Source organism: Paenibacillus sp. N3.4 (assembly GCF_008017805.1).
Classification (GTDB): Bacteria; Bacillota; Bacilli; order Paenibacillales; family NBRC-103111; genus Paenibacillus_E.
On record NZ_VRTT01000016.1, the window covers coordinates 13,847 to 33,406 of the forward strand.

Here is a 19,560-nt window from a genome sequence, read left to right on the forward strand (position 1 = left end):
TCTTTGTTTTGCAGGGGTTTGCGCTCATTAGTATGTCCACGGGTTTTGTGATAATGATGACCAATTAAATCCATTTGCAATTGATCATAGTTGTCCGGAAATAAGCGCATAATGACTTTGTTTGGAGCAAAAGGTAAAGGAGGCAAAGTTATGTCGGATTGGTTACATATTGTCGTCAGAGCGTTAACGGCATTGGTGTTTCTGTTTGTTTTAACGCGTATTCTTGGAAAAAAGCAAATATCCCAACTTCTTTTTTTGAATATGTCATTGGCATTACGCTGGGCGACTTGGCTGGGAATATTTCCACAGATGTAGAAAGCAATTTCTGGCATGGGATCATTGCCATCCTCGTATGGTGTTTTGTTCCTTTTGGTTTGGAAATCTTAACCCTCAAGAGCAAGACATTGCGGGTTTGGTTTGAAGGCAAGGGAACGGTCATGATCAAGGATGGCAAAATACTCGAGGAAAATTTGAAGAAAGAGCGATACACCGCCGACGAACTGCTCGAGCAGCTGCGGACCAAGAGCGTGTTCAAACTGGCCGATGTAGAGTTTGCCATGTTGGAGGCCAGTGGCGATTTGAGTGTTTTGCTCAAAAGCGAAAATCAGCCGCTTACACCGAAGCATATCGGTTTGAAGCTAGTTGCAGATAAGCCGTCACAAGCCGTTGTTATGGACGGTGCTATACAGGACGAACCTCTGGCCGCAGCTGGAAGAGGTCGAGGATGGCTGCATGAAGAGATGGATAAAATCGGCGTAACGAAGGAAAATGTGTTTCTCGGTCAGGTCGATACGCACGGCGAATTAACGATGGATTTATATGATGATAAGCTTCAAGTGCCTCAACCGAGTACAAGGCCGCTGCTGCTCGCGACGTTAAAAAAATGTGAAGCGGATCTGGAACTCTTTTCGCTGACAACCAACAAGAAGCAAGCAAAGATGATGTACAGTGATTGTTCCGAACAGCTCACCAAGGTCATTAACGAGTTGAGCACGATTCTAAAAACGTAATCGAAAGGCGAACAACGGATCAGGAGGGAACCTATGGCTAATAATAAGAAAAAAAACATGACGATGACCCAGCAAGAATATCAGAAACTGGCCAAAGAACAGGAGCCGAAAAGACCCGTTCTGCGCAATTGTGTGCGCGCGTTTGTCGTTGGCGGAACGATTTGCTTGATCGGTGAATGCTTTATGCAAATGTTTATTAAGTGGTTTGGCTTCACTGAAAAAACGGCTGGAAATCCGACAGTGGCTGTGCTTATTTTCATTTCTGTCGTCCTGACCAGCTTTGGCGTTTACGATAAAATCGCGCAGTGGGCCGGGGCCGGGAGCGGAGTTCCTGTGACAGGTTTTGCTAATTCATTATGCTCTGCGGCAATTGAACATCGTTCTGAAGGTCTAGTGCTTGGAGTCGGGGGCAACATGTTCAAGTTAGCGGGTTCAGTCATTGTTTTTGGTACAGTCGCAGCCTTTGTGGTTGGTATCGTGCATCTTATCTTTGTAGGCGGGAGTTGACCATATGCTGAAGGGGCATCAGAGCTGGATCTTTGAGAATCGTCCCGTCATTTTATCGACGGGAACTGTCGTAGGACCTGATGAAGGACAAGGGCCCATCAGTGAAGACTTTGATATTGTCCACGGGGATCTAACTGTCGGTCAGAAGACGTGGGAAAAGGCGGAGAAAGCGCTCCTTGAGGAAGCGGCGGCGCGTGCACTGGATAATGCTGGCCTGACCGGCGGTCAGATTCAGTTCTATATTGGCGGAGACCTGATGAATCAGATTATCTCCAACACATTTGCTGCGCGTACGCTTGGTATGCCCTATATCGGCATATTTGGCGCTTGCTCCACGTCGATGGAGGGGCTGGCGCTCGCCGCGCAGCTGATGGACTCGGGTGCGGCCAACTATGTGATGGCTGGGACGAGCAGCCACAACTGCACGGCGGAGAAGCAATTCCGATATCCTACGGAATATGGCTCGCAGAAGCCGCCTACGGCACAATACACAGTGACGGGCGCCGGTGTAGCCCTGCTGGGCAAGAAGGGGGACGGTCCTGTAGTCACCTCCGCAACCATCGGACGGATCGTTGATATGGGGATCAAAGATCCGTTCAATATGGGCGCCGCCATGGCACCCGCAGCCGTCGATACGATTCAGGCGCATTGTCGCGATTTGAACAGGGAGCCTGGTTATTATGATCTCATTGTGACTGGGGATCTGGCGTTGGTAGGCTCTAACATTGCGCGCGAGCTGTTCCACAAGCATAAATTTCCGATTGAGCAAACGACTTACGATGATTGCGGATTGATCGTATATGATCGGGAGAAGCAAAGTGTGCAGGCGGGTGGAAGCGGGTGTGGATGTTCCGCAACCGTCACGTACGGTCACCTGCTTAAACGGATAAAAAAAGGTGAATTAAAAAGAATTCTTGTTGTTGCCACTGGTGCATTGCTATCGCCGCTTTCTTTTCAACAAGGCGAAAGCATCCCATGTATCGCGCATGCTGTTTCTATTGAGTCTGGAGGGTTGTATTCATGAGTTTTTTCTGGGCTTTTCTTATTGGTGGCGCTATTTGTGTCTTTGGTCAATTGTTGATGGATATTGGCAAATTGACGCCTGCTCACACGATGAGCACACTGGTCGTTCTGGGTGCAATAGCTGACGGCTGCAATCTGTATGATCCGTTCATTGAATTTGCCGGAGCCGGAGCTACTGTCCCGATTACCAGTTTCGGCAATGCCTTGGTGCATGGCGCGTTGGAGGAACTGCATGAGGATGGTTATATCGGCATTATTACCGGGATTTTTAAGGTAACCAGCGCGGGCATATCTGCTGCCATCATCTTCTCGTTTCTTGCTGCTCTTGTTGTAAAACCTAAAGGATAAAAATAAAGTTGATAGACAAGCCCCTTCGGATGAAACCGATCGGGCTTTTATTGCGTCTAAGAGAATGTGAAGGCTGTCCACCCGTTATGGTTAAATTTAACAAATAAATTTAGAGAATTTACAAGTATACGGACGAAAAGCTTTCCTGTAAACTAGATTTACGCCCATTTTCTTAATATTTCAAAGGAATACGGACGCTGAGGGTTATTTCTCCCTCTTGGTTACGCTTACGATAATGTTTTGCAAAGCAAAACTCTAAGGAGGTTTAAGACATGGAAGCTGCCACCCATCATCATGTAGAAGTTCTAGCTAGGCTGAAAGCGAATTTGGAATCATGCATACTTGGCAAGAGCTCTGAGATTGAATTGTTGCTAACCGCGATGTTGGCCGGCGGGCATGTTTTGTTAGAGGATGTACCGGGCACAGGGAAGACGGTCCTGATTAAAGCGCTCGCGCGATCGATTGACGGTCAATTTCGACGAATTCAATGCAATCCTGACTTACTGCCTTCCGATATTACAGGCGTTTCCATATACCATCCCAAAGAAGAGAAGTTCCTGTTTCGTTCAGGTCCCATCATGACCCATATTTTGCTTGTAGATGAGATTAATCGTGCTACAACGAAGACGCAGTCCGCGCTTCTGGAAGCCATGGAAGAACGGCACATTACCGTAGACGGCGATTTGCATGAACTACCTACACCTTTTCTTATGCTGGCTACCCAGAACCCGATTGATTTCGAAGGCACTTATATGCTGCCAGAAGCACAGCTCGACCGATTTATGATCAAGCTCAGTCTTGGTTATCCCAGTGAAGCTGCGGAGAAGCAGATGATCGCTTCACAGAGCCAGGCGCATCCAATGGAAGCCTTGCAGGCGGTTATGGACACCTCGCATGTACTAGCCATGCAAGAGCAAGTTCGCCGCGTACATATGGATGATGCCGTAGCTGATTATTTAGTTACTTTATCCCGCAAAACGCGTGAGCATCATGCCGTTTTCCTGGGAGCGAGCCCGAGAGCGACGCTTTCACTTGTTCTCGCTGCTAAGGCTTATGCTTTTCTTCATCATCGAGATTATGTGATTCCTGACGATATTAAATATCTCGCTCCCTATGTCCTTGGTCACCGGATGATTCTTCATTCCGAAGCCCGAATGGATGGAGCTTCCGTCAATTCGGTACTGAGCGCGATCTTTGAACAGGTGCGCGTGCCGGTACGATTGGAGAAGTGAGCCTTATGAATCGACCGGTATCCAAACGATTCGGGGAACATCTCCGGTTTCCGGCAGCTTTATGGCTACTTGCATCCTGCTTCATTTTAGCTTATTTTTCCTTCTTTTTCAAGGAGGAAAGCTGGCTTCCATGCTTTTCATCATCATGACGCTATTATCCATATATTTGTTCTTAGGCAATTGGAGCGGTGTCAAACGAGCCCAGGGATCCCGCAAATTTACAAATGCAGGTACGGATGTCCAGCTTGAAGCAGGTCAATCCTTGCAAATCGGCATACAAGTTCAAATACCCGGTTTTTGGCCAATTCCTTACGTCATCATCAAGGATCAACTCATTCGACAAAACGGTGAAGAGACCGTATTTACAGGATCGCTAGTTCTGGATTGGAAGCGTAAAGGTGAATTGCTTTATAGCACACCGCCTTTACGAAGAGGATATTATCGATTCGGCGCTACCGAGTGTTTAACCGAAGATATTTTTGGCTTTTTCCAGCATAAGGGTCGAATAGAGCTGCAACAGTCGCTCACGCTATATCCTCAAACCGTTTCAATTCGTGAGTGGGTACAATTTCACCAAATGCTAAAAGGCATGCAGCACCATTCCACTACGACGCGAGCGCATCGTGAAACGACTCAAATTAACGGTGTGCGCGAATATATTTACGGTGACCGCTTATCGCGTATTCATTGGAATGCCACGGCCAAAACAGGCACATGGAAATCCAAAGAATTCGAACGTGAATCGCTGCCGAAGACGATTATTTTATTGGACCGTACGTCTCGTTCCTATCGAGATGCCGCAGAGTTTGAGCTGGCGGTTTCTGTCGCAGCTTCCTTATTTCGATATGGAGCCAGTCGTGACCTCGCTTTGGGATTGCTTTCGATCGGCAAAGAATCAACTTATTTTGAAGCAAAACAAAGCCAAAATCACCATAAACAAATCCTGAAGCATCTGGTCGGGGTAGAGGCAGACAGCTTTCATACGCTCCAGCATATTGTTAAGGAACGCTCTCGCGATCTGCCGGCAGGCTGTTTTTTTGTAATCATTTCTCCACAAAAAGGCGCAGCTATCATGCAGGTGCTTAGTCATTTGGAACACTTACAGATGAATCCTTGCCACATTTGGGTTCATACGAAGCCCGCTAATCTTTTCAATCCTCAGGCAGCAGACAGCTCGAACCTTCAGGAGGATTGGATTAAAGCTATTCGCTCACAAGGCTATATGGGGTATGAAGTGGGTCAATTAACGGACCTGCCTAGTCTCTTGGGAGGGGCGAAACGTTATGCCTAATTCCTTATGGGGAAAAATTGTGCTTACAGATTGGTTGCAGCGCGTAACTGCTATTCTGACAGGACTGTTTCTTTATCAATTCGTGCTATGGATCGAAAAGGAAGAAGTGATTTGGCTCCCTGAGACGACTGCTTTTGTCATTGGCACGCTGAGCATCGCGGTAATATCTTATTTCATTCCTCATCTCCAGCGCGGTTGGCGTTATGTGATTCAATTTTTGCTTATTATATGGCTTCATGGGCTTGGGATGAACTATCATTTGTCAAAATAAGTGTGCATTCGTGGCAAGATGCTATGACCTGGGTAGGAAGAAATGGCGGGCAACTGGAGCCTTATATCTGGTTCAGTTTATCCGCGTGGATTGTCTTTTTGTTCACATTTTGGGCTGTGCAAACCCGACTGCACGTGTTTGTTCTTATTCTGGTCAGTATTTTATTTTTTTCAATACGCGATTCGTTCAGTACAATCTTTTTATGGCCTCAAGTGGCGATGGTCTTATTTTGCGGTTTTTTACTGCTGATGCTCTTGCACTTTGTGCAGTTAAAGATGCGGGCTCCGGTTATTTGGGAAACGATCACAGACTATCCTTCCGCTATCGGTGTTCCGATCATCTTGATCATCGCGGTAACTACGTTGGTAGGCTTGTTGGCTCCTACGGTTAATCCAATATTAACTGATCCTTATACAGCATGGAAAGTGAGCCGCGGCGAATCCGTTCCTTTATTAGGAAAAGGAGTGAGCATAACGGCCTCTACCGGAGACGCTTCTTCCGGATACAGCCGCGACGACAGTAAGCTTGGCGGCGGTTTCCGCTATGACTACACCCCAGTGATGACGGTGGAAACCACGAAACGAACTTATTTTCGCGGTGAAACGAGATCATTGTACAATGGAAAAGGCTGGGAATATGGTCCGAATGAGAAGAAGATGCCTCTTACGCGAGTGAATAACAATCCGCTGCAGCTAGATGCTAGATTCAATCGTTCTTTACTGAAAACCAAAGAAGTGAAACAAAGCATTGTTATGAATAGGGAAGAAGTATTCCCTGTATTATTTGGAGGGTTCGCGATTGAGCAGATCGTCCAGCTAAACCAAGGAGAAAATGCTTTTCAACCTATTTTGTGGTCACCACGTCAAACAGAGCTTCTTTTTACCGGGAAAAATAATTATCCCAAAGATTATACGATTATTTCACAAGAACCTGTGATTGATGAGCCCGCTTTGCGAGAAGTCAAAGCCGACTATATGGACAAGCTGGAATGGAGCGAGTATTTACAAGTTCGGCAGATCTTCCGGAGCGGGTTAAACAGTTGGCTGTCGAAATTACCAAAACAGGTACGAATGCCTATGATAAAGCCAAATTGATCGAAAAGTATTTGAATGAACATTATCCGTACACAAATACCCCGGACGAAAGTAAAGGCAAAAGCAAAGATTTCGTTGATCGTTTCTTGTTCGAAGTGAAGCAAGGATATTGTGATTACTATTCGACATCAATGGCTGTGTTAACACGTTCCATTGGTCTTCCGACACGATGGGTCAAAGGGTACTCGTCCGGAGCCTCTCCGATTCCTGATCAAATCAGAGAGTTCGGTGTGATGGGTCAAATGGGAGCAGAAATTGATGTGAATGGGGCTGGCACCTATACAGTTAGGAACGCTGACGCGCACTCTTGGGTAGAAGTTTATTTTGAAGGCTATGGTTGGATTTCCTTTGAGCCTACATCGGGTTTCAGACTTCCTAATGTATTTCCGGAAAACACACCGCCGCCTACAGAACCTGTTGTTGAGAGTGATGCTGAACCGTTGCCGACCCCAAGTACAGAGACAAAGAATTTGTCTTGGCTGTGGTTGACATTAGCTGGCGCGATTGCTGCAGGATTGGCCGGCGCAGCGCTGTACTTCCTTACAAGGAGCGCCTCTTGGCAAGCATGGCGAAACCAGCGTAAGGACTTGCGTACCGTTAATTTCAATCAGAAGATTATCGTAGAATTTGAAAGACTGCTCCGGCTTAGTCGCCGCAAAGGATATACAAGATTTGAGCATGAGACGATGCGGGAGGCGACGAACCGCTGGGCAAAGCAAAGTAAATGGATGAAGCATGAGCTGGAAACCGTCATCGAATTATTCGAACGAGCCAAATATAGTCAGATAAGCTCGACGGAAGATGAATATCAGCTTGTCAGCCAATCGATTGTTAAATTAAGAGAACAGATGAAATAGGGCAAATAAGCCACTCCACCTTCCAAGGGAGTGGTTTTCCCTATAAAAGGAGAAGATGGATATGGCGTTTATAGATTGTCATTTTTATTCCGAGGCATTGGGTGTTTCTGCCTCCATGTATGTTATTTTGCCGCAGGCGGCACAAAGTCAAATTGGTATGGCGACGAATGTCTTCGGAAAAAAGCATCCAACCCTTTATTTACTGCATGGCTTATCGGATGACCATACGATTTGGATGCGGCGAACCTCTATTGAACGTTATGCGTCGGAGCTTGGAATAGCTGTCGTCATGCCTGCTGTGAATCGCAGTTTTTATACGGATATGGCGAAAGGTCCTAAGTATTGGACTTTTATTAGCGAAGAATTGCCTGTCATTGCGCGCTCTTTTTTTCCGTTGGCTGAGGAAAAGGAATTGAATTATGTGGCAGGACTTTCTATGGGAGGTTATGGTGCATTCAAATTGGCGCTTACGCATCCCGAGCGTTATGCAGCAGCGGCAAGTTTATCAGGTGCAGTGGATGTGGCGAGCAGAGCGTTGAATTTGTCCAATGATTTCGAACTTATTTATGGCGATGTATCCGAAATCAAAGGCAGCGGGAACGATTTGTTTCATTTAGCTGATCAAATTGTGCTTGATATAGATAAGGCTCCAAAGCTCTATCAATGTTGCGGAACAGAAGATTTCCTGTACGAGGACAATATTCGATTCCGCGATTATTGCCGGGATTTATCTTTGGATGTAACGTATGAAGAAGAACCCGGTCAACACGAGTGGGGCTATTGGGATCGCAAAATTCAAAGTGTGCTGAATTGGCTGCCGCTTCCAATGCGCTCCTAGTGGGAAAGTATGTTCTTTTCTTTTTGCAACAAACGGGTCACTATGGTATAGTTTCACGTATATGTCGAGGAAGCAGTTGGAGGGAATTTGTTTGCTGAAAAAGCTTTTGCCCAGACAGTCCGTACATACAATCTATGATATTGATGTCGATCATCTATGGGGATTTGGTGTTCGCGGCATCATTACTGATCTCGATAATACACTCGTGGGCGCTCGTGATCCGCATGCGACTCCGGAGTTAATAGAGTGGTTGGAACGTTTGCAAAAGGTGGGCTTTAAGGTTGTTATTGTGTCCAATAATCACCGTGGACGTGTTTCTACTTTTGCGGAACCATTAGGCATTCCGTTCATTTACCGTGCCAAGAAACCGACGAACGTTTCATTTCATAAAGCCATGAGGCTGCTTGGCACGAATGCGCGGCAAACAGCTGTGTTAGGCGATCAAATGTTAACCGATGTTCTAGGTGGCAATCGAATGGGTCTTTATACGATCCTTGTAAAACCGATCTCGGTCATGGATGAAGGCTTTTTCACCAAAATTAATCGCCGTATTGAGAAATTAGCTTTAAAGTGGATGAAAAAATAGGAGGCTTCATGAGCGAAGAAACCATTATGCACTGCGCCGGTTGTGGCGTGGGGCTCCAGACGGAAGAACCAGTTAAATTGGGGTATGTCCCCGCAGAAGCATTGCAAAAGGATCCGATTATTTGCCAGCGCTGTTACCGCATCAAGCATTATAATGAATCGTCCAGCATTACTTACAGCAGGACGACTTTCTTAAGCTGCTGGGTCATATCGGCCAAACGAAAGCATTAGTCGTCAAAATCGTGGATATATTCGATTTCGAAGGCAGTATGATCAGTGGTCTTGCACGTTTTGTCGGAACGAACCCTGTTCTGCTTGTCGTGAACAAAATTGATTTATTACCTAAGGTGACGAATTCGAATAAAATCATTAACTGGGTACAGCGTAGAGCGAAAGAAGAAAATCTCAAGGTTGTTGATATTGTCCTTTGCAGTGCCAAGAAGAACATAGGATTTGATCGTGTGATTACGGCTGTACAGGAGTATCGCGGCAATATGGATGTCTATGTGGTCGGGGCAACGAATGTGGGCAAATCCACGCTTATTAATCGCTTAATCAGCGATTACAGCGATTTGGAAGCAGAGTTGACCACCTCGCAATATCCAGGGACGACTTTGGATATCGTGAAGATTCCGCTGGATGACGGCCGATTTATTATTGATACGCCAGGCATTGTGCACCCACACCGTTTGACGGAAGTTGTGAAGAAACGCGATTTAACACGGATCATGCCGGATAAACCGCTGAAGCCGATGGTGTTTCAATTAAATGAAGCTCAAACGTTATTCTTCGGGGCATTAGTTCGCTTTGATTTTATTAAAGGTGACCATCAGTCCTTCACCTGTTATACCTCCAATGCGATTCAAATTCATCGTACGAAGTTGGAACGGGCGGACGAGCTTTACGAGGGTCATAAAGGCGAGATGCTTACGCCTCCTCATAAAGATGATCTGGAAGATCTGCCGAAGCTGGTCAAACATCCCTTGCACATTCCAAAGGGGAAACAGATGGATGTGCTGATCTCAGGTTTAGGTTGGATCAAAGTGAACAGCTTGGCTGGCGCACAGCTTGCCGTCCATGCGCCTAAAGGAATTAAAGTGATTACACGCGAATCTTTGATTTAGATAAGAAAGTATATGTCTATACTTTTGCTTCGCATCTAATCGTTTTCAGATTTTTCATAGGGGGAAACCATGGAGAAGGACCGGACGATAGACAGTCATACGATTTTATATGGGGTTTTCGGTGATCCGATTCGTCACTCGCGTTCGCCTATCATGTTGAATCGCGCTTTTTCGGAGGCACGCATAAATGCCGTATATGCGGCATTCCACGTGCTTCCGCAGGGGCTTGGCGATGCTGTTCGCGGCATTCGCTCACTTGGTTATCGGGGCGTGAATGTGACGATTCCCCATAAAGTAGAGGTCATGCAATACCTTGATGAGATTGATGAAGGAGCTAGAATCGTAGGCGCCGTCAACACGATTGTCAATGAGGGTGGCAAACTGGTCGGTTACAATACAGATGGTATCGGATACGTTCGCTCACTCAAAGAAGAGACGGGGATTGTGCTTAAAGGCAAGACCGTCCTCCTTCTTGGGGCAGGAGGAGCAGCCAGAGGCGTCGCTTACGCACTTGCCAAAGAAGGTGTCGCATGCATTTATCTGGCCAATCGTACCAAAGAACGTGCAGTGGAATTAGCCGATACAATCCGTCCATATACCCAAGCAAAGGGTCTTGGTCTTGATGAGGTGGCATCAGTTATTGCAGAGGTAGAGCTCGTTTTAAATACGACATCGGCGGGCATGCATCCCCATGTCGATGAACTACCCATGCCAACAGAGCTGCTTCAGCCGTATCATTTGGTCAGCGATTTAATTTATAACCCGCGAATTACGAAGTTTCTTCGAGAAGCGGAAGCAAGAGGGGCACGTATTCATGGCGGTCTCGGCATGTTTATTTATCAAGGCGCGTACGCCTTCGAATATTGGACAGGATCATCTGCGCCCGTTGCTGCGATGAGGCAAGTGGTAGAACAGTCATTAGCTGAATAAGAATGAATAGAGGGACATCCATGTTAACAGGTAAACAAAAACGTTATTTGCGCTCGATGGCGCATCATTTAGATCCGATTTTTCAAGTAGGTAAAGGTGGCGTCAATGATCATTTGATCCGTCACATTCAAGAATCTTTGGAAGTTCGTGAATTGATTAAAGTTACAGTTCTCAACAATAGTGGGGAAGACCGCGACGAAGTGGGCGCAGAACTGTCCGAGAAGTCCGGTGCTGAACTCGTGCAAGTGATTGGTAAGATCATTGTTCTCTACAAAGAATCTCGCGACAAGAAGAAGATTGAACTGCCGCGTTAAAGAGGTGGAAGCATTGCGCGTAGGAATTATGGGAGGAACCTTCGATCCGATTCATACGGGACATTTGATCGCTGCTGAGCGAGCAAGGGTAGGGGCAGGATTGGATGAAGTGTGGTTGATGCCAGCCAATCGGCCGCCGCATAAACCGAATGTGCCTAAAGCAACAACACAGCAGCGTTGGGAGATGGTTTGCCTGGCTGCGGAAAGCAATCCTTTTTTTCGTCCGCTCGATATCGAAATCACCAAAGGCGGCGTATCCTATAGTATTGATACGATTGAATTGCTATGTCAGGAGTATCCCGACACGGAATTTTCTTATATTATTGGCGCTGACATGGTTCAATATTTGCCGCAGTGGCATCGTATCGATGACATCGTGCGGCATATTCGTTTTATCGGTCTGGCTAGACCTGGTTATGATCTTGACATGGCGCATATGCCTGTGAACATTCGTGAGAGTGTCTCCATCTTTCCGATGCCGCTTGTCGAAGTTTCTTCGACGATGATCCGCGAGGAGAGGCGGGAGCGCGGTTCTGTTCGTTACCTCGTTTCAGATGCTGTATATGCCTATATGGAGGTGAACAGGTTGTATGAATCGTGATAAGCTCATGGCTGCGGTAAAAGCGCAAATGCCCGAAAAACGTTGGTTGCATACATTAGGGGTTATGGAAACAAGTGTCATTCTGGCTAAGCGTTTTGGCGGAGATCCTGTCAAAGCCGATTTGGCGGCTATTCTCCATGATTATTGCAAATATTGGCCTGTTCAAGATCAGGCGAAAGTGATTCGGGAAAACAGTCTCCCACAGGATTTGCTCGATTATGAAAAAGAACTGTGGCACTCGCATGCTGGCGCCTATATCGCACAAACCGAATTTGGTATTCATGACGAGGAGATACTAGATGCAATTCGTTATCATACATCCGGTCGTGAACAGATGTCCTTAATGGACAAAATTGTGTGCTTAGCGGATTATATAGAACCAGGACGTGACTTTCCCGGTGTGGATCATATTCGTGAACTTGCTAAACATAGTTTGGAAATGGCGCTTATTGCCGGATTTGATTCCACAATCAGCTTCTTGCTCGGCAAAGGCAAACGGATTTACCCACTGACGATTTTGACACGTAATGATTTGATACTACAAATTCAGTAATAACACTTGGAGGCTGATGGAATGAGCAAAAACCCGGAAGAAATTATGGCTTTCGTCGTAGAAGCAGCAGAAGATAAAAAGGCGGCCAATTTAGTAACGTTGAACTTGAAGGGTGTATCACCTATTGCCGATTATTTCGTCATTTGTCACGGAAATTCGGAAACACAAGTTCAAGCTATTGCCACTGAAGCACGAAAAAAAGCGCATGAATACGGCGTGAACATTCGCAGCTACGAGGGTATTGATACAGCAAGATGGGTGCTTCTCGATCTTGGCGATGTTGTACTCCATGTTTTCCACCGCGATGAACGCGAATACTACAACATCGAGAGACTTTGGTCTGACGCCAAAATTGTGGAACGCGTATGAGAATGGAAGCAGGAACCCTCGTCTCCTTAGAGGTTGCGAGAGAAGTTCCACCTAACGGTTACTTTCTGACGGACGGTTATCAGGATGTGCTTCTGCCTTATGCAGAAATCGTAGGTAAGATTGCGCCAGGCGATCAGGTAGAGGCATTTTTATACCATGATACGCAGGATAGATTGATGGCAACGATGAAGCGCCCACATCTGATCATGGGAGAAGTAGGGCTGCTGGAAGTTGTAGACATTCACCCTAGGTTTGGTTATTTCCTTGAAATCGGATTGGGGCGCAATTTGCTTCTTCCTTATAAAAACGTGCCTGAGCTGGAGACTTTGCGTCCGCTCGTTGGAGATAAAGTTTTTGCTACCTTGGCTCATGATCGGCAGGGACGTTTAATAGCTAAGTTGGCGCTTGAGGAGGATTTAGCTCCTCTTTGCGTCAGAGCTCCGTCGACATGGAATAACCAATGGGTGAAAGCACGTGTGTACCGACCTCTGCAAATCGGCACTTTTGTTGTCTGTGAAGCTGGCGTTTTGGGCTATGGTGTGATTGGACTCATCGCAGCTCCTGAACGAACGCGGCTCCTTCGTGTTGGAGAGTTGATTGAAGTCAGGGTTGCGTTTGTAAGGGAAGAGGACGGGCGTGTTAATCTTTCTATGAGACTTCCCAAAGAGTTGGGCCGCGATGAAGATGCGGAACGCATATTAAGCGTTCTCAAAGAGCGTCCTGGACACGCCATGCCTTTTTCTGATAAAACGTCTTCCGATATTATCAAGGAACGGTTTGGCCTCAGCAAGGCAGCCTTCAAACGCGCACTCGGTAAGCTAATGAAAGACGGTCTTATCTATCAAGAGGAAGATTGGACTTATCTCAAACCAGAGGAGACTAAAAGCCTAACATGAGTTATGAGAAGTTTGCCTATGCTTATGATCGCTTGATGGATAGCATGCCTTACGCGGAATGGCTCCTTTTTGTAAAAGAGAGCTTCCAACGTTTCGCGATTGAGCCTTCCACCATTGTTGATTTAGGGTGCGGAACAGGGAATTTGACGATTCCTCTTGCGTTAGAAGGCTACCAGCTCACAGGTATTGACTTGTCCGAGAATATGTTAGCTGTTGCCGAGCAAAAAACAGGGCAGATTAGCGCTCCTCTTCGCAGCAGTGCCATTCGCTGGGTGCAGCAGGATCTTCGTGAGTGGGATCTTGGGGAGCAAGTGGATGTTGCGCTCTCGTTCTGTGACAGTTTAAATTATTTGCTTGAGGAAGAAGACATTGTGGATGCTTTCCGGCAAACGTTTGAAGGGATTAAGTCGGGTGGTCTGTTTTTATTCGATGTGCATACGCCTGAGCAGTTGTTTGCTTATGCAGAATCACAGCCCTTCTTTTTGAACGAAGAGGATGTTGCCTACATATGGACAAGCGAGCTGGATGAGGATAGAGTACAAATTGAACACGATTTGACGATATTTTTGAAGGACGAACAGCGTTCCGATGTATTCAGGCGCATCGAAGAAGTTCACCAGCAGCGGGCCTATCCGCTGCATTGGTTGGAGCAGAAGCTGCGCGATGTCGGATTCACTGAAGTCACTGTCGTCGCAGACTTTACGTGGGAGAAGCCGACTTCACTGACAGAGCGGGCTTTCTTCGTGGCTAAGAAATAGGAGGGCTCACTTGGGTTCGCGGCTTGACAGTGCGGCATTATTTTACATATAATCAAAGCTAATTAGATCTATGTAAAGCCTTGAAGAGGATCAGTAGCTTGGACACGTCTCACAGAGAACCGGATGAAGGGTGGAAGCCGGCAGATGATAGTCAAGTGAACTCGCCTTGGAGCCAGAAGGTGAAATACCGCGGATTGCGGTTCTAGCCGGATCGTCTCACCCGCGTTAAGGGGCAGAGTGAACACGGGCAAAGTATGCCTTGTGTTAACTAGGGTGGTACCACGGGAATTTAACCTCTCGTCCCTAGCGATTTCCGCTAGCGATGAGGGGTTTTTTGACGCTTATACAGGGAGGATTTTGTACATGTCACAGGAAATCAAAGAAACTAAAGAGCAACAAGGCTATAATCCGCAAGCGATTGAGCCGAAATGGCAAGCCTATTGGGATGCGAAGAAAACATTCAAGGTGTTGGAAAATTCGACTAAACCGAAATTTTACGCGCTGGATATGTTTCCTTACCCATCCGGAGCGGGTCTGCATGTCGGACATCCGGAAGGATATACAGCTACGGATATCGTCTCACGTTTTAAACGAATGAGAGGATTTAATGTCCTTCATCCGATGGGCTGGGATGCCTTCGGTCTTCCAGCGGAGCAGTATGCGCTCGATACAGGAAATGATCCGCGTGAATTTACCAAAAAGAACATTGATACGTTTCGTCGTCAAATTAAATCGCTTGGTTTTTCCTACGATTGGGATCGGGAAATCAGCACTACAGATCCTGAATACTATAAATGGACACAATGGATCTTCATTCAGCTTTACAACAAAGGTCTTGCCTATGTAGATGAGGTGCCAGTGAACTGGTGTCCGGCGCTAGGTACTGTTTTGGCCAATGAAGAAGTGATTGATGGCTTAAGCGAGCGCGGCAACCATCCGGTGATCCGCAAGCCGATGCGTCAGTGGATTCTGAAAATAACAGAATATGCAGAACGATTGTTGGAAGATCTTGAAGAACTGGATTGGTCTGAAAGCATTAAAGATATGCAGCGCAACTGGATTGGTAAGTCAACAGGCGCTGAAGTGCAATTCGCGATTGCGGGCCATGAGGATAAAAGCTTGTCCGTATTTACTACGCGACCGGATACCTTGTTTGGCGCAACGTATTGCGTGTTAGCACCGGAGCATGAGCTTGTTCAGCAGATTACGACGGAAGCTCAAGCCAGTGCCATCAAGGAATACCAAGAAAAAGCTTCGCGTAAGAGCGATCTGGAGCGTACAGACCTTGCTAAAGATAAAACAGGTGTATTCACGGGAAGCTATGCAATCAATCCGGTAAATGGCGCACAAGTGCCAATCTGGATCGCCGATTATGTGCTTGGCGGTTACGGGACTGGGGCTATTATGGCTGTGCCGGGGCACGATCAACGCGACTGGGAGTTTGCTAAGCAATTCGATTTGCCGATTATTGAGGTTGTTCAAGGTGGGAATGTGGAGAAAGAAGCCTACGCAGGAGATGGTCCACATGTCAATTCTGAGCCTATCAATGGCTTGAACATCGAACAAGGGATCCGTCATATGATCGCCTGGTTGGAGCAGAATGGCAAAGGCCGCGGCAAAGTTACCTATCGTCTGAGAGACTGGTTGTTCAGCCGTCAACGTTACTGGGGAGAGCCAATTCCGATCCTTCATCTGGAAGATGGCACAATGAAACCGGTGCCTGTGGATCAATTGCCGCTGCTGCTTCCTCAGGTGGACGAAATCAAACCATCCGGTACAGGAGAATCACCGCTTGCTAATGTATCCGAATGGGTCAATACGATTGATCCAGAAACAGGGATGAAGGCGCGCCGCGAGACGAACACGATGCCGCAATGGGCTGGAAGCTGCTGGTATTATCTGCGTTTCATCGATCCGCATAATGACCAAGCGTTCTGCTCTCAGGAGCTTCAGCAGCAATGGTTGCCTGTTGATCTTTATATCGGTGGGGCTGAGCATGCGGTTCTTCACTTGCTGTATGCACGTTTCTGGCACAAAGTGCTTTATGATCTTGGATTTGTTCACACCAAAGAACCTTTCCATAAGCTCGTGAATCAAGGGATGATTCTTGGGGAAAACATGGAGAAAATGAGCAAATCTCGTGGGAATGTCGTGAACCCGGACGATATTGTAAGCGACCAAGGTGCGGATACACTGCGTATTTACGAAATGTTCATGGGACCACTGGAAGCTACAAAACCGTGGAACACAACAGGTGTAGATGGCATCTATCGCTATCTGAATCGTGTGTGGAGATTGTTTATAGACGACAATGGCCACGTGCATGCCAAAATCAGCGCAGACGAGACGCTTGGAAGCGATACGTTCAAACGTACTTGGCATCGTACAATTAAAAAAATTACCGAAGATTTTGAGGCGCTTAGGTTCAATACGGCAATCAGCCAATGATGATCTTCGTTAATGAAGCCTATAAAACGGAGCGTCTGCCGCTTGAAGCTATGCGCAACTTTGTACAGATGCTTTCACCGATTGCTCCCCATTTAGCGGAAGAGCTGTGGGAGAAGCTGGGCGGTACGGAGTCGATTACCTATGAGTCATGGCCGACCTATGATGAGGCTTGGACAGTAGACAATGAAATTGAAATTGTCGTTCAAGTGAATGGGAAAATCGTAGATCGCGTTCTGATTGCCAAGGATACCGATGAGGCTGAAATGGAAAAGCTGGCATTTGGTCTGGATAAAGTCAAAGAAGCGACCGCCGGAAAGGCCGTTCGCAAATTGATTGTTGTTAAAGGCAAATTGGTTAATATTGTTGTAGGATAAATGAAAATGTTGACTATTGAGAAGGCGACTGCTTACCGGCGAGTAAGAGCTCAGCCTTCTCAAGGTCTTCTTCATATTTGGTATGTGTCGCTTGAATGACCTGTTTGAAAACCCCAGACAACTCACTTTCCAAAATGCGTAACCCTTCGGCTGTAATGCCTCCTGGTACTGAGACCCGTTTTTGTAGAGAAATAGGATCAAAGCCTCCGGTTGTAAGCAATTTTCCGGTTCCTAATGTCATTTCACTTGCAAGCAGGGTTGCTTCTTCCATTGAAATTCCCGTTTCTTCTACAGCAGATTGAATAAAGGATTGAATAAAACTTGCCAAGAATGCAGGGCCACAGCTCGAGAGGTCGGATGAAATGCGCGTATAACTTTCAGAAACCCGAATTGGCGAAGAGATATGAGCCAGTATATTTTCAAGCCACTCTTTATCCTCAGGCTGCATGCGATTGCCATGTATGCAAAGCGTAGCTCCACTCAATACATAGTTCGTAATACTAGGAATAATTTTGCTGATTTTGGCAGGGAGGATTCCTTCCAGATGTCGAATAAGGACAGGACTAGTAATCGATACGAGCATTTGTGAGGGAAGCACGTCCTCTTTGATTTCATTAATAACCTGTTTGAATTCAGATGGCTTCACACACAGAAAGATAAGATCGCTGTCTATAACAACTTCTCTATTCGATCGAGCCACTTGAAGCCCCGGATATGTCTCCGCAAGACGTTCTACTTTTTGAATCGTTCGATTGCTTGCCATTATTTGCTCTGGATTGAATGCACCGGAATGGATGAACGCTTCAATCAGAATACTCCCCATACTCCCAGTACCGATGAACCCTGCTTTCATCAAGTAATCCCTCCCGAAAAATCAGTTGCCTTTTTATTGTACAGCACTAGGCCTTATTTTGGATGCCATTCAGATGCTTTTTCATATATATGCTTATTGATTAGCGATTATACCGAAAAAGGAGGGAATTTGTGGACTTGTTTGGTCATAGAAAAGGAAAAATTGTATGTATACTAATCGTGGTTTGTTTATTTGCTTATATGGTTTGGCAATATTTACTTGGTGGCCGATCGGCTATACAAAGCGAATTTATACCGATGAACAGCCAAATGGAAGAGTTGATTGGAGAGATGGCACAAACGCCAAAGCCTAATGCGACCCCACCTCTATTAAAAAAGCCAGAAGGATCTGCACAACCGGATATGAAACTTACAACAACTCCTGAAGTTAAGCTCCAGGTATCTCCGGAAGTAAAATCTGTATTGCCGGCAGCAACTGCTGAGGATAGGCTGGATCTCAATACAGCGACATTAGAGCAACTGGTTAAGCTTAAGGGCATCGGACCGAGCAAAGCGAAGGCTATTTTGGATTACCGGATGCAAAAAGGACCATTTAAGCGCATTGATGAGCTGACCGAGGTGAAGGGAATCGGAGAGAAAATGCTAGAAAAGTTAAAGCCTCTTGTTTATGTAGCTTTGCCCTAGTCCTTTCTTTTATTTTGCATGGAAATATGAGAGAATACTAGAAATGATAAGAAGGAGTCGCTTACCTAATATGAGCAACCGCAAAGATTGGGATACCTATTTCCTTGATATCGCTTATATGGCGTCTACACGTTCAAGATGTAATCGCCGACATGTCGGAGCTGTGCTGGTTCAAGGCAAAAAACTGCTAGGCACCGCCTATAATGGTGCGCCTATGGGCGTGCCGGATTGCACGGAGGCTGGCTGTATGCTGGTTGAAGAGATCGAGCTGAAGGTTGTTGAGGAGATTGAAGAAGTTATCCGCAAGCAGCGATGTATCCGAACGATCCATGCCGAGCAAAACCTGCTTTTGTTTACAGATCGTGAAGATCGGGAAGGTTCAACGGTGTATGTGACCGATCAGCCTTGCTGGACATGTGCGAATATGTTAGCGAATAGTGGTGTGACGGAAATTGTTTTTCATCGGGGATACCCAAAGGATCAAGATAAAGTAAGTGATTTAATGCAAGCAAGAGGCATTATATTTCGAAAAATGGAGGCTTATGAGCCTCCGCCAGGAACTGTATCGGATGTTATCAATTAATTTATAATGAGGAAGAACCTCTTTCAGCGTGCGGCCTAGGGCCTGCGTGGGAAAGAG

At 46.3% G+C, this 19,560-nt stretch carries 20 protein-coding genes, 3 pseudogenes and 1 other annotated feature; of the genes and pseudogenes, 22 read left to right on the plus strand and 1 reads right to left on the minus strand.

Annotation, left to right across the window (positions count from 1 at the left end; genetic code table 11):
* Window positions 1-150: 150 nt before the first annotated feature.
* The 20 genes and pseudogenes from FU659_RS10385 to leuS all read left to right on the plus strand — a co-directional run bounded on the left by FU659_RS10385 (window position 151) and on the right by leuS (window position 17,423).
* A pseudogene (locus FU659_RS10385) lies at window positions 151-1,010 on the plus strand (DUF421 domain-containing protein).
* A gap of 33 nt (window positions 1,011-1,043) precedes the next feature.
* Entirely contained in the window at window positions 1,044-1,517 is a 474-nt protein-coding gene (gene spoVAC, locus FU659_RS10390; protein ID WP_147947519.1) for a stage V sporulation protein AC, read from the plus strand.
* 4 nt (window positions 1,518-1,521) lie between these two features.
* Window positions 1,522-2,541, plus strand: a complete 1,020-nt coding sequence (gene spoVAD, locus FU659_RS10395) for a stage V sporulation protein AD (protein WP_147947520.1) — start codon at window positions 1,522-1,524, stop codon at window positions 2,539-2,541.
* Entirely contained in the window at window positions 2,538-2,888 is a 351-nt protein-coding gene (gene spoVAE, locus FU659_RS10400; protein WP_147947521.1) for a stage V sporulation protein AE, read from the plus strand. The genes spoVAD and spoVAE overlap by 4 nt, the downstream gene beginning before the upstream one ends.
* A 272-nt stretch (window positions 2,889-3,160) precedes the next feature.
* Window positions 3,161-4,120: an AAA family ATPase gene (locus FU659_RS10405; protein WP_147947522.1), complete on the plus strand. Its 960-nt coding sequence runs from the start codon at window positions 3,161-3,163 to the stop codon at window positions 4,118-4,120.
* Window positions 4,083-5,411, plus strand: a complete 1,329-nt coding sequence (locus FU659_RS10410) for a DUF58 domain-containing protein (RefSeq protein ID WP_261807736.1) — start codon at window positions 4,083-4,085, stop codon at window positions 5,409-5,411. The genes FU659_RS10405 and FU659_RS10410 overlap by 38 nt, the downstream gene beginning before the upstream one ends.
* The gene (locus FU659_RS10415) at window positions 5,404-5,682 is read left to right on the plus strand and encodes a hypothetical protein (RefSeq protein ID WP_147947523.1); all 279 of its coding nucleotides are present in this window, start codon (window positions 5,404-5,406) and stop codon (window positions 5,680-5,682) included. The genes FU659_RS10410 and FU659_RS10415 overlap by 8 nt, the downstream gene beginning before the upstream one ends.
* Entirely contained in the window at window positions 5,640-6,776 is a 1,137-nt protein-coding gene (locus FU659_RS10420) for a TgpA N-terminal domain-containing protein (protein WP_222708523.1), read from the plus strand. The genes FU659_RS10415 and FU659_RS10420 overlap by 43 nt, the downstream gene beginning before the upstream one ends.
* Window positions 6,722-7,633, plus strand: coding sequence for a DUF4129 domain-containing transglutaminase family protein (locus FU659_RS10425; RefSeq protein ID WP_187274062.1), 912 nt, complete (start codon window positions 6,722-6,724; stop codon window positions 7,631-7,633). Before FU659_RS10420 ends, FU659_RS10425 begins: the two co-directional genes overlap by 55 nt.
* A gap of 61 nt (window positions 7,634-7,694) precedes the next feature.
* Window positions 7,695-8,471 (plus strand): alpha/beta hydrolase, encoded by a 777-nt coding sequence (locus tag FU659_RS10430; RefSeq protein WP_147947526.1) that lies wholly within the window; start codon window positions 7,695-7,697, stop codon window positions 8,469-8,471.
* Window positions 8,472-8,562: 91 nt separating this feature from the next.
* Window positions 8,563-9,057 carry a YqeG family HAD IIIA-type phosphatase gene (locus FU659_RS10435; RefSeq protein ID WP_147947527.1) on the plus strand — a complete coding sequence of 165 codons (495 nt, stop codon included), beginning with the start codon at window positions 8,563-8,565 and terminating at the stop codon, window positions 9,055-9,057.
* 8 nt (window positions 9,058-9,065) lie between these two features.
* Window positions 9,066-10,180, plus strand: a pseudogene (yqeH, locus tag FU659_RS10440) (ribosome biogenesis GTPase YqeH).
* 69 nt (window positions 10,181-10,249) lie between these two features.
* Window positions 10,250-11,110 (plus strand): shikimate dehydrogenase, encoded by an 861-nt coding sequence (aroE, locus tag FU659_RS10445; protein WP_147947528.1) that lies wholly within the window; start codon window positions 10,250-10,252, stop codon window positions 11,108-11,110.
* Window positions 11,111-11,130: 20 nt separating this feature from the next.
* A complete protein-coding gene (gene yhbY / locus FU659_RS10450; RefSeq protein ID WP_147947529.1) occupies window positions 11,131-11,424 on the plus strand; it encodes a ribosome assembly RNA-binding protein YhbY in 294 nt (97 codons plus the stop codon).
* 13 nt (window positions 11,425-11,437) lie between these two features.
* Window positions 11,438-12,025, plus strand: coding sequence for a nicotinate-nucleotide adenylyltransferase (locus FU659_RS10455; protein ID WP_147947530.1), 588 nt, complete (start codon window positions 11,438-11,440; stop codon window positions 12,023-12,025).
* The gene (gene yqeK / locus FU659_RS10460; protein ID WP_147947531.1) at window positions 12,015-12,578 is read left to right on the plus strand and encodes a bis(5'-nucleosyl)-tetraphosphatase (symmetrical) YqeK; all 564 of its coding nucleotides are present in this window, start codon (window positions 12,015-12,017) and stop codon (window positions 12,576-12,578) included. The genes FU659_RS10455 and yqeK overlap by 11 nt, the downstream gene beginning before the upstream one ends.
* 21 nt (window positions 12,579-12,599) lie before the next feature.
* Entirely contained in the window at window positions 12,600-12,947 is a 348-nt protein-coding gene (gene rsfS / locus FU659_RS10465) for a ribosome silencing factor (protein WP_147947532.1), read from the plus strand.
* Window positions 12,944-13,843 (plus strand): CvfB family protein, encoded by a 900-nt coding sequence (locus FU659_RS10470; protein WP_147947533.1) that lies wholly within the window; start codon window positions 12,944-12,946, stop codon window positions 13,841-13,843. Before rsfS ends, FU659_RS10470 begins: the two co-directional genes overlap by 4 nt.
* Window positions 13,840-14,601, plus strand: coding sequence for a class I SAM-dependent DNA methyltransferase (locus FU659_RS10475; protein ID WP_147947534.1), 762 nt, complete (start codon window positions 13,840-13,842; stop codon window positions 14,599-14,601). The genes FU659_RS10470 and FU659_RS10475 overlap by 4 nt, the downstream gene beginning before the upstream one ends.
* A gap of 71 nt (window positions 14,602-14,672) precedes the next feature.
* Window positions 14,673-14,909 (plus strand) — a binding site (T-box leader).
* 55 nt (window positions 14,910-14,964) lie between these two features.
* Window positions 14,965-17,423 (plus strand): annotated as a pseudogene (gene leuS, locus FU659_RS10480) (leucine--tRNA ligase).
* A 13-nt stretch (window positions 17,424-17,436) separates the two neighbouring features.
* Here the strand turns inward: leuS and comER are convergent.
* Window positions 17,437-18,276, minus strand: a complete 840-nt coding sequence (gene comER / locus FU659_RS10485) for a late competence protein ComER (protein WP_147947535.1) — start codon at window positions 18,274-18,276, stop codon at window positions 17,437-17,439.
* Between the two features lie 131 nt (window positions 18,277-18,407).
* Here comER and FU659_RS36305 point away from each other — a divergent pair, with 131 nt between their 5' ends.
* Entirely contained in the window at window positions 18,408-18,920 is a 513-nt protein-coding gene (locus tag FU659_RS36305) for a ComEA family DNA-binding protein (protein ID WP_222708524.1), read from the plus strand.
* Between the two features lie 70 nt (window positions 18,921-18,990).
* Window positions 18,991-19,503, plus strand: a complete 513-nt coding sequence (locus FU659_RS10495; RefSeq protein WP_147947536.1) for a deoxycytidylate deaminase — start codon at window positions 18,991-18,993, stop codon at window positions 19,501-19,503.
* Window positions 19,504-19,560: the final 57 nt, after the last annotated feature.

Bases quoted from the DNA above. Each gene is read 5' to 3' on its own strand.
- aroE (WP_147947528.1), top strand. From the start codon at position 10,250: ATGGAGAAGGACCGGACGATAGACAGTCATACGATTTTATATGGGGTT.
- yhbY (WP_147947529.1), top strand. From the start codon at position 11,131: ATGTTAACAGGTAAACAAAAACGTTATTTGCGCTCGATGGCGCATCAT.
- rsfS (WP_147947532.1), top strand. From the start codon at position 12,600: ATGAGCAAAAACCCGGAAGAAATTATGGCTTTCGTCGTAGAAGCAGCA.
- yqeK (WP_147947531.1), top strand. From the start codon at position 12,015: ATGAATCGTGATAAGCTCATGGCTGCGGTAAAAGCGCAAATGCCCGAA.
- comER (WP_147947535.1), bottom strand. From the start codon at position 18,276: ATGAAAGCAGGGTTCATCGGTACTGGGAGTATGGGGAGTATTCTGATT.
- FU659_RS10430 (WP_147947526.1), top strand. From the start codon at position 7,695: ATGGCGTTTATAGATTGTCATTTTTATTCCGAGGCATTGGGTGTTTCT.
- spoVAC (WP_147947519.1), top strand. From the start codon at position 1,044: ATGGCTAATAATAAGAAAAAAAACATGACGATGACCCAGCAAGAATAT.
- spoVAE (WP_147947521.1), top strand. From the start codon at position 2,538: ATGAGTTTTTTCTGGGCTTTTCTTATTGGTGGCGCTATTTGTGTCTTT.
- FU659_RS10495 (WP_147947536.1), top strand. From the start codon at position 18,991: ATGAGCAACCGCAAAGATTGGGATACCTATTTCCTTGATATCGCTTAT.
- FU659_RS10415 (WP_147947523.1), top strand. From the start codon at position 5,404: ATGCCTAATTCCTTATGGGGAAAAATTGTGCTTACAGATTGGTTGCAG.
- FU659_RS10470 (WP_147947533.1), top strand. From the start codon at position 12,944: ATGAGAATGGAAGCAGGAACCCTCGTCTCCTTAGAGGTTGCGAGAGAA.
- spoVAD (WP_147947520.1), top strand. From the start codon at position 1,522: ATGCTGAAGGGGCATCAGAGCTGGATCTTTGAGAATCGTCCCGTCATT.
- FU659_RS10475 (WP_147947534.1), top strand. From the start codon at position 13,840: ATGAGTTATGAGAAGTTTGCCTATGCTTATGATCGCTTGATGGATAGC.
- FU659_RS10405 (WP_147947522.1), top strand. From the start codon at position 3,161: ATGGAAGCTGCCACCCATCATCATGTAGAAGTTCTAGCTAGGCTGAAA.
- FU659_RS10420 (WP_222708523.1), top strand. From the start codon at position 5,640: ATGGCTTCATGGGCTTGGGATGAACTATCATTTGTCAAAATAAGTGTG.